Source organism: Endozoicomonas sp. 8E, assembly GCF_032883915.1.
GTDB lineage: Bacteria > Pseudomonadota > Gammaproteobacteria > Pseudomonadales > Endozoicomonadaceae > Endozoicomonas_A.
In genome coordinates this window covers 922,732-942,813 of sequence record NZ_CP120717.1, presented here as the reverse complement: position 1 = coordinate 942,813, position 20,082 = coordinate 922,732, and the positions used below count along the sequence as shown (strand labels likewise).

The following is a 20,082-nucleotide window of genomic DNA, read 5'->3' as shown; positions in this document are numbered from 1 at the left end:
CCTCAGAGCTATTGGAGTTATCTTTTTCTAGACACAGTTATATAGACGAAGTTAGGATTTACCGCCACATCCTCTCCCCTCAGAGGGTGTCGCAAAACTCCAACAGCTCGTTCCCATGCTCTGAGGTCGTCATTCCCGCGAAGGCGGGAATCCAGCGCCAACGGTGGATCTCTGCCTTCTCGGGGATGACAAGGCCAGGGGGGCACCGGGCAGTATGGTTCTGGTGGTGAGTCAGTGTGGATTCCCGCCTTCGCGGGAATGAAGCCGGGAATGACGGGAGTCAACTCGTTCCCACGCTGTAGAGAGTTTTGCGACCCCCTCCTCAGGGACATGAAATATCGCTGAGCATTGGCTATTGGTAAAAGTCAGCATAGGAGCCAGTGCTCAAAACGGTAATTTTGTTATTTTTATCTAAGTAATAACGACAAATGAAAAAATCGATTCTGACGGCTGTCATCCTGGCGGCCAGCATTAACGTTGCCCAGGCAGATATTATTGGCGCAAAACTGGGTTACAACTACTGGAATACTGACGATCACGGTGACTTTCACACCGTTTACGGACAGATAGAGCACCCTATCCCACTGCTCCCCAATCTCTCGGTAGGCTACAGCAAACTCAATCATGACAAGCTGAAATTCGACAGTTATGATGCCTCCGGCTACTACGAAATTCTGGATAATGGCAATATTGCCCTGGACCTGGGCCTGGGGCTTCGTCGCTTTGACAGCGGTAAATACCTGGACGCCTCATTCAGCGATACAATCCCCATGTTAACTGCCGATGTGGAGCTGTTTCAGGCCAGCACTATCAGCTTTTACAGTAAGCTGTTCGCAGGGCGTTCTGAAGATACTGACTTTAATGATCTGGAAGTGGGTGCCCGTTTTTACCTGTTTGCCGGCCTGAAACTACAGGCTGGCTACCGCCTCTACGAAATCGATATGGATGGCACCAAGGGCATCTATAACGATGAGAGCATGAAGGGCTTTAACCTGGGTCTGCACTGGGATATCTGACCTATCCCTAACTTAAAGCTGGCTCCTGTGAGCCAGCTTCCTGCCATCCTGCCTCTGCTGACAAATCTGCTAGACTTTCTAAACCGAAAAAAACGAACTGGTAAAAGGGAGGTTACAGTGGACGGAACAAATCGGGGTATGCCCTCTCCCCAAACAGGGAATATTCCCCCTTCTCAATCTTCAATAGGCTCTGAACAGGAAAGCAAAGTCACAGGTCAACGTAATCACCGTGATATTACTCCCACCAGCGGTGAAAATCTGGTAGCGAGAGCGACTACCATGGCTGGCAAAGACGGGCAGCTATCCAGGCGCAGCGTCAGCAGCAAGAAATACACTCCAGATGAAATGGCCGAAATGGGATATAAGGTCGAAGAGTCCCGAAAAGCCATTGCCGCGTTTATAATAGAGAATGACTTAAATAAAAGGGAACCCGAACTTAAATGTGAACTTTATGATGGCTACAAAGAGTCCACTCGGGTTCTGTTCGTAGAGATGAAACGATTACTGGATGCGCATTTTTCCAATGTGAACCAGATGTACCAAGTGCTCCAGTCGGATTACAGAGCTTATGGAAAACTGGAAAGCACCGCCAGAAGAGCTGCCAGATCGCGACGGGTCAGCGAAGAGGAACAGAATCTCCTGAAAGACCTCGTCATTCTGGGAAATTCTGACAAACGCCACAAGGAGTACTGGCAAGAGAAAAAACGGATACACCTTTATGCCAGTTTTTGTGGAATACGCTTTTTCGCGGCTCTCAAGGTAATTCCTAAACTTGATGCCATACGAGGGAGCGAAACCTTCCGCCAAAGGATAGAAGACTTTTTGCCCCAGTCCATAGAATGCATGAAAATGTACCAGGAAGTCATTCAATGTCAGCTGGGGCTTGAACAATATTCAAAACTTGAAGAAAGCCTTATTGCCCTCGATAGAGCGGCCTTCGGGGCAGCCATGCTGGCTGATCTGGCTATGGATGACTACATGCCCACTGACGGTAAGGATAAACTTCGCCAAATGCTGGCGACCCATTCCTGCTGCTTCATCCAGTGGTTGACTGACTTCGACCCGGAGCAGCCACAAGTAGTGAAGCTGTGCAGCTGGAGAGTCAAGCATCTGATCAATGCCGCCATTCTGGCAGACAACCCCAAACAAGCTGAGCGCTTCTTGCAGTTCTTCCGGAAACAGATGGAAGCAAATAATCCTGACTTTGCCCCACAGGATGTTTTCTCGCTCTGCCATTCCCTAATTGTATCGCTAGCCTATCTTTATGACCGCCCTGAACCACTGGCCTACTTTAAAGCACGGCTGGAAGGGACTGTAGTTCTGTTAACTGAGTTAGTAACCCTGATCAGAACCATTAACAAGAAAAAAATGCTAACTGACGACCTATGGGCTGCGCTGGTGTACCTTTTTGAGCGGATCAACAACGACTACCAATTAGTAATAAAGGATCTTCATGAGCGCGAAGCAGGGGTCGTTCAGATAGCTTCCGACCTGATTAGAGAAGAAGAAGAGGAACAAAAGCAGATCAAAGAAAAACTGGAGGCCAGAGCAAAAAAACGTCGGGAAAAAGAAGAACAGAGACAGGAGGCCCAATGGCAGAAAAAGCAGGCCATACAGGCCGCAGCCGCAGAGAAGAAGCCAGAGCCCCCTGAGCCAAAGCCCTATGATCTGGAAAGTACTCTGAACGAGGCAGCTGAGGCGTTTGCCAGAAAAGAGCCTATTGGTGTTCTGAACAATATCTTCAAGAAAGTGATTCATCATTCCCGGGTCAGCGGCTTTGACAAGGCTCAGGCTCACTACAGTTATGCAGACATGGTGACCTCCAGGCTTCGGCGTCAACTGAAGTCTGTTCACAAAATGATTGAGCCCGTTTATGCCTACAGTGAAGCCCTGGAAAATCAGGGTCCGCCTGAGCTGGAGAAAGACATCAAATTCAGGGAAGCACTGAAGCAGTTCAAGCTTAATATGCAGCAAATCAGTATCAACACCCTGATCATGAATAAGGCCGTCAAAGAAGCGCAGGAGATTTTCTTTAGCCTTAATGAAGATCAGCCAGAGTTTGTTGATGCATTGGTGGACCTTCACAATGACATGGAGTACCTGGTTGCAGAGGGAAAAGCCGTCATTCAATGCTGCAGGGACATTCCAGATATTTATGCCCGACGGGGTCAAATGATTCAGCATTACAAGCTGTCTAAAAAAATTGGCTCACAGCGACGCAGTGAGTTAAGAAGTGACTCAGAACGACATCGCGAGCTAGCCGATCACATCAAGGATCTGGAAGAACTCGGCAAAAATCTCGACACCAGTATGGGAATGCTGGCAAAAACCCTTACATGTGAACAGGCGGCTCAAGTCCGACAGACGCTTTCAATCGCGAAAACAAACACCCCGACGCCGGATGAAAAAACCAGCCCTACCTCCACTGAAGACAAACAACAGACCCTGAACCCTGATGATCCGGGCCCTGCGCCTGGCCGCAGTGATGACTCTGCACAGGGCTCCCTGTCCGACCCGGCAACCTCATCCATGGCAACCCTTCCGGTGGCTAGCGCTGAATTTTCAAAGGACTTCAATGAAACGGACATGGAAGCCCCATTAGTTACAGGCATTGAAGAACCTCAAGAGGTTTTGCTACCCCTGAAGCTGCCTATTCCCGAGAACATGATGGTCGCCCTGGGCATTTCGATCTTAGAGCACAAGCTTATAGCACCCATGAAGCTCTATGATTCAGAAAGCTTTCAGGAAAAAAATCTGACCGCTGCAAAATCCAGAAAAGGCAAAAAAGGGAAGCGGCAGGGGCGAAGAGAAAAAGGTCCAACAGAACCTCAACCCCAAGCCACCGCTGTTAAAGAGGAAAATGCCGATCCCGGTGAACTGGGCCTGAAAATCCAGACAAGGCTCTGTGACTATCTTGAAGTTCTCAATGAGACAGGAAAAACACCTGATGGCAAAGCTGTGCCTGAGAAGCTGGATTTAAAAGCACTGCTGGCAAGAGTACAGCAGGGTACTTTTCTGAAAGACTCCTGGTATTTTGGCGTTGACTTTACCTTTCTGTCAGATGCTCTGAACATTCCTATCCAGGCTAACCTGCCGATGAGCAATAAGCTCTACTTCCGGCCAGGTCTGGTCAGGCCCGAGGAACTCGACCTCTGCACAAACCCGGAACCCCACCTGCGCCTGGAATACTCCACTTATTCCGAGGGAGAACACCAATGGTTTGCTTCTATGGAGCATTACTTTCAATGCGGTTTCGAGGAAGATTACCAGTTGTTTACGAAGCAACCGGTAAAACAAGCCAAACCTGAAAAGGCAGGCGATAAGTCGAAGAAAGGACCTTGAACCACTCATTAGACCTTTTTATAACTTTCGTCTTAACAGGCAGGAGTCTATTGAAAGCGGATGCTATACCTTTAGAAACAGTCAATTGATATACCAGCAAGGATGCCGTCGATGTCGAAACAGCCCTTACAGGCCCCTGACAGTCAGGAACTGGCCACTATCACCGAATACCTGCTCACTGGAGGAACGCTGGCAGAAGCCAACCAGATGAGTGAGAAAGCCCTTGAGTCCATTTATTCCCATGGCTACAGCCAGTACCAGAATGGTCACTTTGAAGAGGCTGCCAAAATCTTCCAATATCTCTGCTTTTATGATCACTGGAATGCCCGTAACTTTCTTTGCCTGGGTTCCTGTCAGATGATGCTGAAGACCTACGGTCAGGCCATCAAAACCCTCGAATACGCTGCGCGAATGGATATCAGTAATCCACTGGCCAAAGTCTATATGGGCGATTGCTATCTGGCTCTGAAGGAAAGAGGCATTGCTGAAGTGATTTATAAAAGTGCCTTGAAAGATGCCAGAAAACATCAGTTTACACATCTGGAGCTGAAAAGGGTCGAAAACCTGCTCCAGAACTTTGAGGACGAAAAGGGAGGGCAGTCCTGATGGTCGATTCAGTTAATCGCAATAGTGCAGTTGTAGTCCCAACGCAGGCAGAAGTTCTAAAAGAGATTGAGAAGACTAACCCGGTCTCCAGCGGCTTTGACAACAGTAACACGATATCCGTCATAAACGGGGAAGTTCAGGTTGATTGGCCTATTGGTGCTTCAAAGGCTCCCAGCATTCCAGAACCCGATTCAGCAATAACAGGTGAAGTGGGTAACCTTGAAAAGCAGGTAACCCAACAGACCGCCGCCAGGCTGCGAGGCGAGATTGGAGGAATATTTGGTGAGACTCCCAACTCAGTTTCCAATAACCGCCCCGAGTTAGCGAATCTGCCCGTCAATGAACCGCTTCATCATATCGATAACAAACTGTCAACGATGGTGCAAGCCCCTCCTCATGTTCTACAAGACATCGATAATGCCGTAGACCAACTTCGGACAGAGCATGTCGAGGGCACACTGACCGCTGATAAGCTCGAAGAAATACTGGCTCAGATCAATGCCAGCCTGGAAGACAGCTCGGTTAAATACGCTGAAAACAAGATTGAGATGGCTTCCCTTGATGCTCAACAGCGGCATGATAGTAATATCGAGCGTATTCGGGAACACATTGAAGAGGCTAACAGCGCCAGTGCCGAGGCTACAGCTAATCCTGACAATATTTTCCTGAAAGCCCTGTCTTTCCTGTTCCCGCCAGTCATGCTGTGGGAAACCGCATTGATGATTGACCGAGAGGTCAACCCCGGCAAAGACAACTCTCATCTGAGTATCTTCTCCAAAAATGAAATTGACTTTATGCTGCAGCAGACCGGGGATGCGGATGTGAGCTTAATCAAACATGCGAGTCCTTTTATGCCAGCCTCCATGGTGGAAATCGGCTCCTCTGAACAAACCGATAATCACCCATCAAAAACGGATGATACCGAAGAGCGCAATGAAGTCTTTGATGAATCCGGCTCTCCAGTGAGCGATGCCACTGAAGGCCTGCAGATTGCCAGCGAAGGTCTTGATCACTTTGAGAGAAGAAAGGCTCTGCTGCAGACTCTCCAGCAACAGGCAGAATCAGAAGAAGCCAAGAAGAAGCTTGAGGCAGCTATCAATGCACTGGAAGGCGGAGACCCCGCTCTGGCAGAAGAAATTCTGGGCTCTCAGGGACTGGATAGCAGTATCGGAGACAGCATGAGTGCAGCAACCGGTGATAAAGAGATTACAGAGACAAAGGATATCAAGAGGTTTATCGGTCATATATCCGATGTTCCTAACGAAGTGCTCTCTTCCATGAAGGATGCAGACGCTGAACTGAGCCTGATCAAGCGCTTCACCTCTGTGTAAGTACTCAACCATACGAAATCATATTTTCTGACTTATTGTTCAGGCACTCGCGGCAACTGCTCCTGCGTTGCTCTAGCAGCCTGTCGGACTTAAGCGTCCGTAGCGAGGATTGCAAGAAATTGAGGATAAAAATCTCTGTTTCTGAGGAGAATAGCGAGCTATTTGACGAAGAAACAGGGATTTTTAGACCAATTTATTGCAACCGCAGTAGGACAGTCTTAAGTCCGACAGGCTGCTAGCTCCTGCATCCATGCAGTCGTGCTGCGTTGCAACTCTGGTCACATAGCTTGCTATGTTCCCGTCGTTGCGCCTTGCAGAGCACCTGCCCAATAAGCCAGAAATATTCGATTCCGTATGGCTGAGTACTTAAGTATCTGACCACCCTGCCTTTGCCATGAATCAATGATGGTCATACCGAGGCAGGGATGGTTTATCACCACATCACTTCGGTTTCATCTCATCCCTTGGCAGCAATTCTTGCTATCTAAACGACACATTTTTTGAAAGAATAGTGCCCCTTCAGATAGAACAGATAAAACCAGAACATTCATGAGTCACTCCTCTCTGCAGCAACCTGTACCTGCCAAGGAACTGTTTTCTTACCCAAAGTACTGGGCTGAATGCTATGGCACAGCGCCTTACCTCCCCATGACCCGAGCAGAGATGGATGAGTTAGGCTGGGATTCCTGCGACATCATCATTGTCACAGGCGATGGCTACGTAGATCACCCCAGCTTCGGTATGGCAGTCATTGGCCGTTTCCTGGAATCCCAGGGTTTCAGGGTGGGCATTATTGCCCAGCCAAACTGGAACAACACAGCAGACTTTATGCGTCTGGGTAAGCCCAACCTCTTCTACGGTGTCACCGGCGGCAACATGGACTCCATGATCAACCGCTACACTGCCGACCTGAAAGTTCGTAACGACGATGCTTACACACCGGATGCAGAGCCGGGCAAACGACCTGATCGCTCGGTGATTGTTTACAGTCAGCGTTGTAAAGAAGCCTATAACGATGTGCCCGTCGTTATTGGCGGTATTGAGGCCAGCCTTCGCAGGATTGCCCAGTATGATTACTGGAGTAATGAAGTGCGCCGTTCTGTTCTGATGGATTCCACGGCAGATATCCTTCTCTATGGCAACGCTGAGCGAGCCATGGCCGAAGTGGCGGACAAACTGGCTGCAGGCGTTAACATCAAAAATATGGATGATATTCGCGGTACGGTTGTCGTTAAGCCTGGCACACCAGAAGGCTGGACCGAAATCGACTCTACCCGTATCGACTGGCCAAGAGATCCGGGATCTCTGGAAGAAGCCTATGGCACCAGCCCGTACGAATATGTGCAGGAAGAAGAGTGCGAATCCAAAAAAGGACAGCAGTCGGATATTCAGCCTGTCCGTATTGTTCCACTTCCGCTGCACCGCAAGACTGAATTCGATTCCAGCAAAAGCTGCATTCGTCTGCCGTCGTTTGAAAAAGTGCGTAAAGATCCAGCCCTATACGCCCATGCCTCCCGAGTGCTGCACCAGGAATCCAACCCCCATAATGCCCGGGTGCTGGTGCAGAAACATGGCAACCGGGAAATCTGGGTAAACCCGCCCCCCATTCCTCTGGAAACGCCGGAGATTGATGGTGTCTTCGCCCTGCCTTATCAACGCAGGCCACACCCGTCCTACGGTGATGCCAAAATTCCGGCCTATGACATGATCAAAACGTCCGTGAATATCATGCGGGGCTGCTTTGGTGGCTGTACTTTCTGCTCCATCACCGAGCACGAAGGTCGGGTCATCCAGAGTCGTTCCCAGGAATCCGTTCTGCAGGAACTGGAAGAGATCAGGGACAAGGTGCCAGGCTTTACCGGTCAGATTTCTGACCTGGGTGGCCCCACTGCCAACATGTATCACTTGAACTGCAAGAGTGCAGAGATTCAGGCCAGCTGCCGCCGTCTTTCCTGTGTGTTCCCCGGTATCTGCAAAAATCTGGAAACCTCACACAAGCAAACGACAGAGCTTTACCGAAAAGCCCGTGCCATTCCCGGCATCAAGAAAATCGCCATTGCTTCGGGTCTTCGTTATGATCTGGCAGTAGAAGATCCGGAATACGTCCGTGAGCTGGTCACACATCACGTCGGTGGATATCTGAAGATTGCGCCGGAGCATACCGAGAAAGGTACTCTGGACCTGATGATGAAACCCGGCATGGGCACCTACGACGCTTTCAAGAAAATGTTCGACAAGTTCTCCAAAGAAGCCGGAAAAAAGCAGTATCTCATTCCTTACTTCATTGCCGCTCACCCGGGTTGTGAAGACGAAGATATGATGAACCTGTCGCTCTGGCTGAAGCGTCACAAGTTCCGTGTCGACCAGGTACAAACCTTTTATCCGTCGCCTATGTCCCTGGCAACGGCTATGTACTATTCCGGTCGTAACCCGCTCAAGAAGCTCAATTACAAGGGTGACAGACTTTATATTCCCAAAGAGCTGGAACAACGTCGTCTGCAAAAAGCCTTCCTGCGTTATCACGACTCCAGAAACTGGGATGTCCTTCGCAACGCCCTGAGAAAGATGAACCGCTCTGAACTGATCGGCGACGGCCCCAATCAGCTGGTACCTGCGGAAGAACAGAGCAAAGACAACCGCCGACCACACAACAAAAAGCCTGCGGGAAAATTCCAGAAGGCCCGTGGTGGTCAATGGGATAACCGGGCTCCCCGCAAGAAACCGGTAGCCCGGAAAAAGCCTTTAGCCAATAAAAAGTCCAGATAATCCCTGAAGAAAGCTCCGAAAACTCCGGGGCTTTTTTATTGACCCACAATTTCTTACACTGCCTGCCAAACTTATAAGGAAGATGTGATGAATACACAGATTGATCAGGAAACTCAGGATAAACTGGACGCAGCTACTTTTCGCCGTCTGCTAAAGCACCTTGATGATAATAAAGAGGTGCAGAATATTGACCTGATGATTCTGGCAAACTTTTGTCGGAACTGTCTGGGCAAGTGGTACAAAACGGCTGCTGATGATCTGGGTGTTGAAGTGTCCGACAATGAAGCCAGAGAACGTATCTATGGCATGCCCTATTCCCAATGGAAAGAAAAGCATCAGCAGCCCGCATCTGAAGAACAGCTGGCCGCTTTTAAAGCCAGACAAAAGAAGTAGTGCTCTGAATACTGACCGAATATCCAACAAACAGCCATAGTAATGTCAATGCAGCAATGAGTTTTTCCGAACCGCCTTGAGCTTTCCGAATGGTCCTTAAGAAGAGAGCTGAGTATGAATCGTTTCCCGCTACAGATTCACATTCCTAAAGCCAGCCGACTGATTTATGGTTGTATGGGTCTCGGAGGTGAGTGGAACAATAATCCTATTTCCGATCACGACTCTACTCTGGCCCATAATACCGTAAATGCAGCCCTGGAGTGTGGCATTAACTTCTTTGACCATGCTGATATCTACGCCATGGGCAAAGCAGAACAGGCATTCAGCAATGTTATTAAAGCAGAGCCAAGACTTCGCCAAGGCCTGATCATCCAGTCCAAATGTGGCATTCGCTTTGCCGACGATGATAACCCCGGTCGATACGATCTTTCTCCTCAATGGATAGAGTTCAGTGTCAATGGCATTCTCGAAAGACTCGGTACAGAGTATCTGGATATTCTGTTACTGCATCGCCCTGACCCGCTGATGGAGCCCGATTTAATCGCCGAAGCGTTTACTCGTCTATACGACAGCGGAAAAGTACGGCACTTTGGTGTTTCCAATATGAACCAGCATCAAATCGCCTATCTTCACTCCTGCATCGAACAGCCTTTGATAGCCAACCAGTTGCCCATCAGTCTTGCCCGTTGTGACTTCGTGGAAGACGGGATATTGGTTGCCATGAATGAGAGTGCCGACACTGGCTTTACGCCGGGAATGATTGATTACTGTCGTAAGAATAGCATTCAGCTTCAGGCTTGGGGCTGTCTGGATCAGGGACTGTTCACCGGAAAAGATACCAGTAAGGAACCAGCGGCCGTTCAGGCCACTGCAAAACAGGTCACCGAGATGGCTGAAGACTATCAGACTTCCAGAGAAGCCATTGTTCTGGCCTGGCTGATGAGACACCCGGCCAGCATTCAGCCCGTTATTGGCACAACGGATAAAGATCGTATTCGCGCATGCTCTCAGGCGATGGAAGTTCATCTAAACAGGGAAGACTGGTACAAGCTTTATATCGCCTCCAGAGGACGACCTCTGCCTTGATTTGAAATAAAGCAGCCTCGGCGTTGACAGAAACCGCTTCTTTTCATCAGACTTTTTGAGACACTTACATCACTGGCTGGAATGGTTTGGCCTCTGCCAGCGGTGACTCACCCTCCATCTGGTTTCTCTGGGACTGGTACATATCGAGATACAGGCCCGGCTCTGCCAGCAATTGCTGGTGAGTCCCCCGTTGTACTATCCGTCCCTTTTCCATGACCAGAATCTGGTCAGCATCTTCTATCGTGGTTAAACGGTGTGCGATAGCCACTGTGGTCCGGCCTTCCCGTAAGGTTTTCAAACCTTGCTTGATGGCCTGCTCCGTTTCACTGTCAACATTGGCCGTCGCTTCGTCCATGATCAGAATGCCGGGGTTCTGGGCCAGTGTTCTTGCAAACGACAACAGCTGTTTTTGACCACTGGACAGCGATTGCCCCCTTTCACCCAGTACCTGGGCATAACCGTCCGGCAACTTTTCTATAAATTCTGCCGCCTGAACCAGTTGCGCAGCATGCCACATCTCTTTCTCCGTCACATGTTCATGACCGAGATGAATGTTCTCGGCAATACTGCCTTCAAACACAAAGGGTTCCTGGAAAACCAATCCCAATTGCTGCCTCAATTCTTTTTCAGGAAAGCTGGACAGAGGCTGACCATCAATCAGAATCTGTCCACTCTGATACTGATAGAATCGCATCAGCAGGTTGACAATAGAACTCTTGCCACTGCCGGTATGACCGACCAGAGCAATAAATTGTCCGGGCTCCGCCGTAAAGGTAATGCCGTCCAGCGCCTTGTTTTTACCGTCGTAAGAAAGCTCTACCTCTCTGAATTCAATTTTTCCTTTTGAGATCAGAGACTCTTTGATGCTTTCCTGCCCGGATTCAACAGACTCATCCATGAGTCTAAATACTCGCTCCGCTGATACGACCGACTGTTGAAGTACCTCCATTTGCATAGTGACCTGAGTCAGCGGCTCAAACATTCGATCCAGATAGTTGATAAAGGCATAGAGCAAACCAATTTCAATCGGACCATTCAGCGCCTGTCCCGTAAAGCCCCCCACCATCAATGCCAAAGCCAAGGCTGAAGCAAGATGCACCATCGGCCTCAATAAAAGACCGTTGATACGCACCAGTCGATTTTGTACCTCTTTATATTCCCTGTTAGCCGCTTCAAATTGCTCACTGACCCGCTTTTGCTGGCACAGCGTCTGAATGACAGACATGCCTTGAATGGATTCATTCACCCGGGTATTGATTTCACTCAGCAGAGCCCTTGAGGAATGAAATACCGGATGGCTGAATTTCTGATAGAGGTAAATACAGCCCAGAATAAATGGCAATATCGCTATACAGAACCAGGCCAGCCTGGCATTCAGCAAAAACATCGCGATCACCACACCGACCACCGTAATGGCACCTTTTAATGTCTCTGGCAAAGCGGTGACAAACAGATCCTTGATCGTTTCGGTGTCGTTGGTCACACTGGATACCAGCTTACCCACTGGCTCCCTCTCAAAATAAGCCATAGGTAAACGAAAGAGGTGATTAAACACCTGCAGGCGTATGTCGTGCACAATAGCCAGAGCCACTTTCTGGAACAGCAGGGTCTCCAGCCAGGTCATCACTGCATCCAGCAAATACAAGTTGAGAAATACGAATGCCATCATGACCATAGGGGCTACTTGCCAGTTACCCGGCACCACATGATCATCAATAAACATTTTCATGATGACCGGTGCTGTCAGCCCTGCAGCCGTTGCTATCATCAGCAGGGTAAAACTCAGAATCAGCCTGTTTTTATAAGGCAATCCATAACGAAGCAATCTTCTGAACTGCTCCTTTTTATCTAACCTTTCCAGGGTTCACTCCTTATGTAGTTTTTCTATCACCACACACTTCTTCTATTATTTTTTTAATCACGGTCAGAATCTGCTCTGCTAAGCTTCCTCCACTATCAATAAGAATGGAGAAAGTTATATGTCTCTTGAGCCGAGGATTGAGCTACTTGAGGAAAATCACAGTAACCTTGAAACACGGGTCGATGTACTGGAACACGAACACCATAATCGGGATCAATCTGACCGGATAGATCGTCGATTTGACCGGGTTGAAAAAGACATTAGTCTGGTCAGGTCAGATCTTTCGGCCCTAACCCAAGCGACTATGGCCGGGTTTAAGCGTGTCGATGAAGAGTTCGCTGTTATCCATGGAGAAATAAGCACTTTGCGGAGTGATTCTTCTTCTCTCAAAAGTGATGTTGACACACTCAAAAGTGATGTTGCCTCACTTAAAAGTGATGTTTCCACACTTAAAAGTGATGTTGCCTCACTCAAGGATGATGTATCCAGCATACGCAGCGATATAGCAGGTCTTGAACTCCTGATCCGTCAACGTCTACCTGTTCAATAAGTTCCTCATACGGCTGCCAGTATCAACTTGCAGCCAACTGCTCTACGCCCTCCTCGCTCTTTTCCTGAGCTGAAATCTCCATGGCCTGACGCTGGAAGATGCGTGAATACCAGCCCCCGCTTCTGACCAGCTCGTTGTGACTGCCGGACTCTGATATCTCCCCCTGCTCCAGAACGATCAATTGATCGGCTCTATGGAGGTTGGTCAGTCTTTGGGTAATCAGAAGCAACGTTTGCTGTCGGTCACTGTTCATCAGATTGTCCAGAATCTGTGCTTCTGTCTTCATGTCCAGAGAACAGAATGCATCATCAAAGAGCAAAATATCCGCTTCCAACAACAGGGCGCGGGCAATAGTGATCCTCTGTTTCTGCCCCCCTGATAGGTTGATACCTTTCTCCCCCAGCATAGTTTCATAACCTTCGGTAAAGCCCAGAATGTCATCATGAACACAGGCCAGTTTTGCTACTCGCTCAATGTCACTGCGAGCAACGCCTTGTCGTCCAAAAGCAATATTGTCAGCAATCGTCGCGGAGAACAGGAAAGGCTCCTGAGATACCAGGGCAAAGCAACTTCTCAGAGCATCCAAACTCACGGAGTCATGGTGTCGCCCCCCTATTTTTATGGATACACCCTCCTGCTCATATTCCCTCAGTAAGAGTCTGAACAGGGTCGTTTTACCGCTGCCTGTTCGACCGCAGATTCCGACAAAAGCTCCTTTTTCTACCCGAAAATTCAGTGGCCCCAGAGATTTTTGTTCAGCCCCCGGATGAGTGAAGGCGCTGATTGAAAACGCAATATCCCCTTCGGGCTTTTCCTGCACATCAGCCGCTCTGTCTTCCACATCCGGCTGCTCTGCCATCAGTTTTTGCAGGCGATTCAGGGATGCACTGCCACGCTCCACTATGTTGAAGAGCCAACCAAAAGCCAACATGGGCCATACCAGAAGACCCAGATAAATGGTGAATGCCGTCAGCTCTCCCACAGTCATGAGACCGTTAGCTATGCGCCATGAGCCGAAGCCAAGACTTGCCATAATGGAGAGGCAAACACACAAAACGATGGTTGGATCAAACAGTGCATCAACACGGGCCACCTTCAGGTTGGCATCATTGGTTTGTTCAGATCTTTCCCTGAATTTAACTTTCTGGGCCTGACTCAAATAATGGGCCCGAATCGTTCTTATTCCTGAAACAGACTCCTGAACCCGATTATTCAGTTCAGAAAAAGTTTCCTGTGCCGTGCGAAAACGCTTATGTAATAGGGAGGCGTAGTGAAACATGAGCCAGGCCATGACTGGAAAAGGCATGATGGCCACGACCGTCATCTGCCAACCGCACACCCAAATCATGGCTACAACTACGGCAGTTCCGGCGATAATCGAATCCACCAGGGTCAAAACACCTTCAGCAGCGGTGACTTCAATTGCTCTCACATCATTCGTTGCGTGGGCCATCAAATCACCGGTTTTATGGCGGTGATAAAACTCTGGCGACATTCGGGTAAAGTGATGAAACAGACGACTTCTCATTACCCGGCCCAGCTCAATAGCACCACCGAACAACAGAACTCTCCAGCCATTTCTGAAGACGTACACCAGCACACCGATGAGAGCGATCAGCAACACAGGTTTAGTGATGTCACCTCTGGACAAGTCGCCCGCTTGAATATCATCCACCAACTTCCCGATCAGCCAGGGCGGCAGCATTTCCGCGATAGAGACGAGGACCAAAAAAAGGACACAACAACAGTAGCGCTGCCAGTGGCGCTTAAAGAACCATCCGAGGTTCCAGAAAATATCCATTACTTCCCCCGAAATACTTGAATACAGCTCACAGACAGACGACCAAAGCCAAACCTGCAGGGTACCGAAACAAGTCAATACAACTTTTTAAAATTCTTTTTTAAACCAATACAGATAAAAGGTTACAGCGAATGCATTCGCTCTACATTGGTTGCTCTAAATGGATTGCTCCTAACACTGTTTGACCCTTTCCGGTCAGTGCTGACGGATCGTCAAGGCAGGGGGGTCAGCATTCCGCCCTGACCTGCCACATGGACAACACGACAGATATTGCCGGTATGGGTGGCTTTAGACATGATAAAGGTCTTTTGGGCGGTATTGTTCATGTTGTACTCCTTCACCTTTTATTCTTGATGATGCAGACCATGTATTGGTTGAAGATCAGGCTGCTTTCCAGCTGTTGGCCGAGATTAGAGGTGCTGTTTAATAGTACTTGGTAGTGCTGTCTATTAGCGCTATCTTTATCCTTCTGCAGGATAAAAGCATCAGGAATAATCATTATTTCTTAGTCGTATAACTGATGCAACAGATTTTGAGAAAAAACAGACTGTTACAGACTCCGTCGCATCTGGCAGATCATTGCCAGGATTTTACTAAAACGACTGGAGTTCTGCTTTAGATGACGTTTCTCTGACAAATAAGTAGAATCCTAAAACAAGACACTTGACAGACATTACCCGACTATTAAAACACCGGTCATGACCCAGTAGCTCTGACATCGACGAACAATTATTAGAAAACGGGGATGAAGTTATTATGAACCGAAAAGCAACCAGATATCTGGCTGCCACACTGACAGCTTTCACTCTGCTGACGGGCTGCTCAGGTCCCTGGAATAATCCTCATCAGGAAAGTTCTGATCATCAGAACAAGACTGTCTACTACACCAATTTTCAGCTCCCCCCTCAGCACTTTGATCCGGCTATTTCATACAGCACTGATGAAAGTATGCTGATCGACCAGATCTACGAACCTCCTCTTGGTTATCACTTTCTGAAAAGGCCTTATGAACTGCAACCTCTGGTGGCTGAATCCATGCCAGAAGTTCGTTATCTTAACGCCAGCCATGAGGAGGTCGCCGCTGACAGTCTTGACGTCGCCTTCAGTCAATACACCATCACCCTCAGGGAAGGCATTATTTATCAGCCTCACCCGGCGTTCGCCAAAAACAGTGAAGGCGGTTACGTCTATCTTTTTGACGATGAAAGTGAAACCGTAAACTACAGAGCACTTTCCGACTTTGATCAGACGGCGACCCGACCACTGGATGCAGACGACTTTCTTTATCAGATCAAAAGGATTGCCGACCCTCACAATAAAGCACCCTTAATTGCCTTCCTTGCTCAGTACATAGACGGCATGAGTGAACTGACTGCCGAATTAAGAACTGTTGAAAGAGACGGGTGGCTGGATCTTCGTGAATTCAAAATGAAGGGACTGGAAAGAGTTGATGAGCGGACTTTCTCTATTACTATAAAAGGTATCTACCCCCAGTTCTCTTACTGGCTGGCCATGCACTTTTTTGCTCCCATCCCCTGGGAAGCGGATCGCTTCTATAACAATCCCGGCTTCAAAGACAACAACCTGACTCTGGATTGGTATCCAGTAGGCACAGGTGCCTACATGATGACCAGGAATGACCCTAACAGGGAAATCATTCTGGAACGAAATCCTAACTTCAGGGATGATTTTTATCCCACTGAAGGAGCCCCCGGTGATAAAGAGGCAGGGTTGCTTGCCGATGCTGGAGCAAAGGTACCTTTCATAGATAAAGCCATTTACAGCCTGGACAAAGAAGTTTTGCCCATGTGGACCAAGTTCCTGCAGGGTTATTACGACCGCTCAGGAGAAAACCACGGCAACGTCACCCAAAACTTTGACCAGGCCTTGACCATCGGTCCTGAGGGTGTGGAGCTTACCGGTGAAATGCAAGACAGACAGATCACTCTGTCCCAGGATGTAAAGCCCGCAGTCTACTATATGGGCTTCAATATGCTGGACGATGTGGTGGGTGGTTACTCCCCGCAAAAGCAAAAGCTGCGTCAGGCTATCTCCATTGCCTGGAATTCTGAAGAATATATCGAAATATTCCGAAACGGCTCCGCCATTCCTTTCATGGGGCCCATTCCTCCCGGTATTGAAGGTTCTCTGAAAGCAGAGGCAGGCATCAATCCCTACACCCACGACTGGAAAAATGGCAAGGCTGTTCGCAAAGACATTGAATACGCCAAACAGCTTTTGGCTGAAGCGGGCTACCCCAATGGTCGGGATGCCAAAACAGGTAAGCCTTTGAAGCTCTACCTGGATATTCAGGCCCAAGCCACCAGCAAAAGCCGTGAAGACTGGCAAAAACGCCAGCTCAAAAAACTCGGCATAGAGCTAGAGCTCAGAGCGACAGACTGGAATCGCTATAAAGAGAAAATGAGCACAGGGAACCACCAAATGTTCTCCTATGGCTGGCTGGCCGATTACCCTGATCCCGAGAATTTTCTGTTCTTGCTTTATGGCCCTCAAAGCCCTGTCGCCTGTCAATGCGACGGCAACAACAATGCCAACTATAACAACCCTCGCTACAACAAGCTCTACAAGCAGATGAAGACCATGCAACCCGGCCCGGAGCGTAATCAGTTAATCGCCGAAATGTTGGATCAGGTTCGTGCCGATGTTCCCTGGTTTACCGGCGAATACCCGAAGGAGTACTACCTGAACAACCAGTGGGTTTCTAATACCAAACGTCATGGCATCTCCAAGGCTACCCTTAAATACCTGAAGATCGATTCAGAAGTGAGAAAACAAAAACAGACTGAATGGAACCAACCCAATCTTGTCCCTCTGGTGGCAGGCGTGGGTATTTTTGTCGCCTTATTTGTTCCTGCGATTCGCGCCTATAGACGACGACAGAGGCTGGTCATAAATACCGACAGCTAATAAAAGGCTGAAGAATAATTTTCAGGTTTTAGGACGTTCTACCATGCTTGCTTATATTATCAGACGACTGATTTACGCCATTCCTATTCTTATTGGTGTCAATCTAATTACTTTTTTACTCTTCTTTGTGGTGAACACCCCTGACGATATGGCACGGGCTCAGCTGGGGGATAAATACGTCACTGAGGAAGCTATTGAACTCTGGAAAGAGACGAATGGCTACCACCAGCCCCTGTTTTTCAATCACGAAGAGGAAGGTCTGAAAGCACTGACAGAAACCATCTTTTTCAACAAATCCATCAGTCTCTTCACCTTTGACTTTGGACGGTCAGAGAGCGGGCGGGATATTACCAGCGATGTTTCCCAGCGCATGTGGCCCAGCGTCATGTTTGCCCTGCCAACACTGCTCATCGGGCTTTGGGTCAATATCAGCATAGCCCTTTTAGTAGTTATGTTTCGCAATACCGGACTTGAGAAAGTGTTTGTGGTCTCTTTTGTTGGTTTGATGTCTGTCTCTTACCTGTTTTACATCATTGGTGGCCAGTATCTGGTTACCCGTTTGTGGAATCTGGTGCCTGTGTCCGGTTTCCAGCCCGGGCTGGATGCCTTCAGGTTTATGATTCTTCCGGTTGTTATTGGTGTCATTGCCGGTACCGGAGCCGGAGCCAGACTCTACCGAACACTGTTCCTGGAGGAAGCGGATCAGGATTACGCGCGCACGGCAAGGGCAAAAGGAGTAAGCGAAGTCAGCGTGCTGTTTCGGCACATTCTGCCCAACACCATGATCCCGATTCTGACCAATATTGTGATTGTCATTCCAATGCTGTTTATGGGCAGCCTGGTGATGGAATCCTTCTTTGGCATCCCGGGCCTGGGCAGTTACATGATTGATGCTCTCAAATCCCAGGACTTCGCCATTGTCAGAACAATGGTGTTTATTGGCTCAGTACTCTACATCATAGGTCTGATTGCCACTGACATTGCATACACACTGGTCGATCCCCGCGTCAGGCTGAACTAGGAGAGCATCCATGAAAACGGTTATTTTGTGGAGTGATGCATTGCTGTTTATCCTTCTGGCAGCCATGATCACATTCATTGTCAGTATCATTCGCAACAACCAGAGCCGTGAACGCTGGAGCAGAGTTTTTCGTTCCCGACTGGGCATGTCCTGCTTTCTGATTATTCTCACCTACATTGTCATAGGTGTTCTGGATTCACTGCATTTTCGCAAGGCGATCGAGTCTGTTGAAGGTCAGAAGCAAAGTGACGTTTATTACTCCAGCCATATAAACAGTATTCTGGATCTGTTGCTGGGCGAAATGGGAGAGGACAAGGAAAAAACCTATTCAGCCCCCTTCTCACTGAAATCATACTCCAAGGAAAATATGCAAGATGAACAGGGCAATACTTACCGGGATTATGCCAGCTTGAAACATGCAGGTAAGCATCTGGAATCCTCTGATGACAGGCCTGTGGATATTGCCCTGCAATCATTTCAGGCGCTTCTCACTGGCCTGGTGATCAGTGCCCTTCTGATTGCCGCCCATGCCTATTGGATGAAAGGCAAAAACAGCATCTACCCATGGAAAACGGCCTATATCACTCTGGCCATTATTATTTGCCTGCTCACCTGGATGATTCACGTCGGCTCCCTTTATCACATCCTGGGCACAGATAAAGCAGGTAACGATGTTCTCTACAAATGCCTCAAAGGTATTCGCACCGCCATGTTGATTGGCACTCTGGCTACTTTGATCATGATGCCTATTGCCATTTCCCTTGGAATAGCCGCTGGTTATTTCAAAGGTTGGGTAGACGACATTATTCAGTATTTGTATACAACTCTCAGCTCTATTCCGGGTCTTCTTTTAATTGCAGCCTCCGCTCTGTTGTTCCAGATCTGGATTGACCTGAACCCTGATTACTTTAGTACCGGACTTGAAAAAGGTGATGCCAAATTCATCGGCCTGTGCTTTATTCTCGGAGTTACCAGCTGGGCCACCCTCTGTCGTCTGCTCAGAGCAGAAACCCTGAAAATCAGTCAACTTGACTATGTCCAGGCTGCCCATGCTTTCGGCGTCAGTCATGCCAGAATCATCGCCAAACACATTCTGCCCAATGTAACCCATATCATCCTGATCATATTTGTTCTCGACTTCAGTGGTCTGGTATTGGCCGAGGCAGTACTTGCCTACATCGGTGTAGGAGTCGACTCTTCAATGCACAGCTGGGGTAATATGATCAGTGCAGGCAGCGCAGAACTCAGTCGGGTACCCGCTGTCTGGTGGAACCTTGCAGGCGCTTTTACCCTGATGTTTGTTCTGGTGCTGGCAGCCAACCTGTTCTCGGACCTTGTCAATGACGCCTTTAATCCCAAAACCCATTTGGAGGCCGCCTGA

At 48.6% G+C, this 20,082-nt stretch carries 14 protein-coding genes; 11 read left to right on the top strand and 3 right to left on the bottom strand.

Features of this window, described 5'->3' with window-relative positions:
• Window positions 1-17 precede the first annotated feature (17 nt).
• Window positions 18-332, bottom strand: coding sequence for a hypothetical protein (locus P6910_RS03865; protein ID WP_317144968.1), 315 nt, complete (start codon window positions 330-332; stop codon window positions 18-20).
• A 96-nt stretch (window positions 333-428) separates the two neighbouring features.
• On the opposite strand from P6910_RS03865, the gene P6910_RS03860 reads away from it, so the two are divergent.
• From P6910_RS03860 to P6910_RS03830, 7 genes are all read left to right on the top strand, one after another.
• Window positions 429-1,016 (top strand): hypothetical protein, encoded by a 588-nt coding sequence (locus P6910_RS03860; protein WP_317144967.1) that lies wholly within the window; start codon window positions 429-431, stop codon window positions 1,014-1,016.
• A 117-nt stretch (window positions 1,017-1,133) separates the two neighbouring features.
• Window positions 1,134-4,358 carry a hypothetical protein gene (locus tag P6910_RS03855; protein ID WP_317144966.1) on the top strand — a complete coding sequence of 1,075 codons (3,225 nt, stop codon included), beginning with the start codon at window positions 1,134-1,136 and terminating at the stop codon, window positions 4,356-4,358.
• 111 nt (window positions 4,359-4,469) lie between these two features.
• Window positions 4,470-4,964 (top strand): SycD/LcrH family type III secretion system chaperone, encoded by a 495-nt coding sequence (locus tag P6910_RS03850; RefSeq protein ID WP_317144965.1) that lies wholly within the window; start codon window positions 4,470-4,472, stop codon window positions 4,962-4,964.
• Window positions 4,964-6,295 carry a hypothetical protein gene (locus P6910_RS03845; protein WP_317144964.1) on the top strand — a complete coding sequence of 444 codons (1,332 nt, stop codon included), beginning with the start codon at window positions 4,964-4,966 and terminating at the stop codon, window positions 6,293-6,295. The genes P6910_RS03850 and P6910_RS03845 overlap by 1 nt, the downstream gene beginning before the upstream one ends.
• Window positions 6,296-6,844: 549 nt before the next feature.
• Complete coding sequence (locus P6910_RS03840) at window positions 6,845-9,061, top strand: YgiQ family radical SAM protein (RefSeq protein WP_317144963.1); 2,217 nt, start codon at window positions 6,845-6,847, stop codon at window positions 9,059-9,061.
• A gap of 87 nt (window positions 9,062-9,148) precedes the next feature.
• Window positions 9,149-9,454, top strand: a complete 306-nt coding sequence (locus P6910_RS03835; protein WP_317144962.1) for a DUF1244 domain-containing protein — start codon at window positions 9,149-9,151, stop codon at window positions 9,452-9,454.
• A 114-nt stretch (window positions 9,455-9,568) separates the two neighbouring features.
• Window positions 9,569-10,540: an aldo/keto reductase gene (locus tag P6910_RS03830; protein ID WP_317144961.1), complete on the top strand. Its 972-nt coding sequence runs from the start codon at window positions 9,569-9,571 to the stop codon at window positions 10,538-10,540.
• A 64-nt stretch (window positions 10,541-10,604) separates the two neighbouring features.
• Here P6910_RS03830 and P6910_RS03825 read toward each other — a convergent pair whose 3' ends face one another.
• Window positions 10,605-12,365 carry an ABC transporter ATP-binding protein gene (locus tag P6910_RS03825; RefSeq protein ID WP_317144960.1) on the bottom strand — a complete coding sequence of 587 codons (1,761 nt, stop codon included), beginning with the start codon at window positions 12,363-12,365 and terminating at the stop codon, window positions 10,605-10,607.
• A 154-nt stretch (window positions 12,366-12,519) separates the two neighbouring features.
• On the opposite strand from P6910_RS03825, the gene P6910_RS03820 reads away from it, so the two are divergent.
• Window positions 12,520-12,951, top strand: coding sequence for a hypothetical protein (locus tag P6910_RS03820; RefSeq protein WP_317144959.1), 432 nt, complete (start codon window positions 12,520-12,522; stop codon window positions 12,949-12,951).
• Window positions 12,952-12,973: 22 nt separating this feature from the next.
• Here P6910_RS03820 and P6910_RS03815 read toward each other — a convergent pair whose 3' ends face one another.
• Window positions 12,974-14,752 (bottom strand): ABC transporter transmembrane domain-containing protein, encoded by a 1,779-nt coding sequence (locus tag P6910_RS03815; protein WP_317144958.1) that lies wholly within the window; start codon window positions 14,750-14,752, stop codon window positions 12,974-12,976.
• A gap of 756 nt (window positions 14,753-15,508) precedes the next feature.
• Between P6910_RS03815 and P6910_RS03810 the strand changes: the two genes are divergently transcribed.
• The 3 genes from P6910_RS03810 to P6910_RS03800 are packed head-to-tail and all read left to right on the top strand — an operon-like array spanning window position 15,509 to window position 20,082.
• Window positions 15,509-17,680, top strand: a complete 2,172-nt coding sequence (locus tag P6910_RS03810) for an ABC transporter substrate-binding protein (RefSeq protein ID WP_317144957.1) — start codon at window positions 15,509-15,511, stop codon at window positions 17,678-17,680.
• 43 nt (window positions 17,681-17,723) lie between these two features.
• Complete coding sequence (locus P6910_RS03805) at window positions 17,724-18,701, top strand: ABC transporter permease (RefSeq protein WP_317144956.1); 978 nt, start codon at window positions 17,724-17,726, stop codon at window positions 18,699-18,701.
• 10 nt (window positions 18,702-18,711) lie between these two features.
• A complete protein-coding gene (locus P6910_RS03800) occupies window positions 18,712-20,082 on the top strand; it encodes an ABC transporter permease (protein ID WP_317144955.1) in 1,371 nt (456 codons plus the stop codon).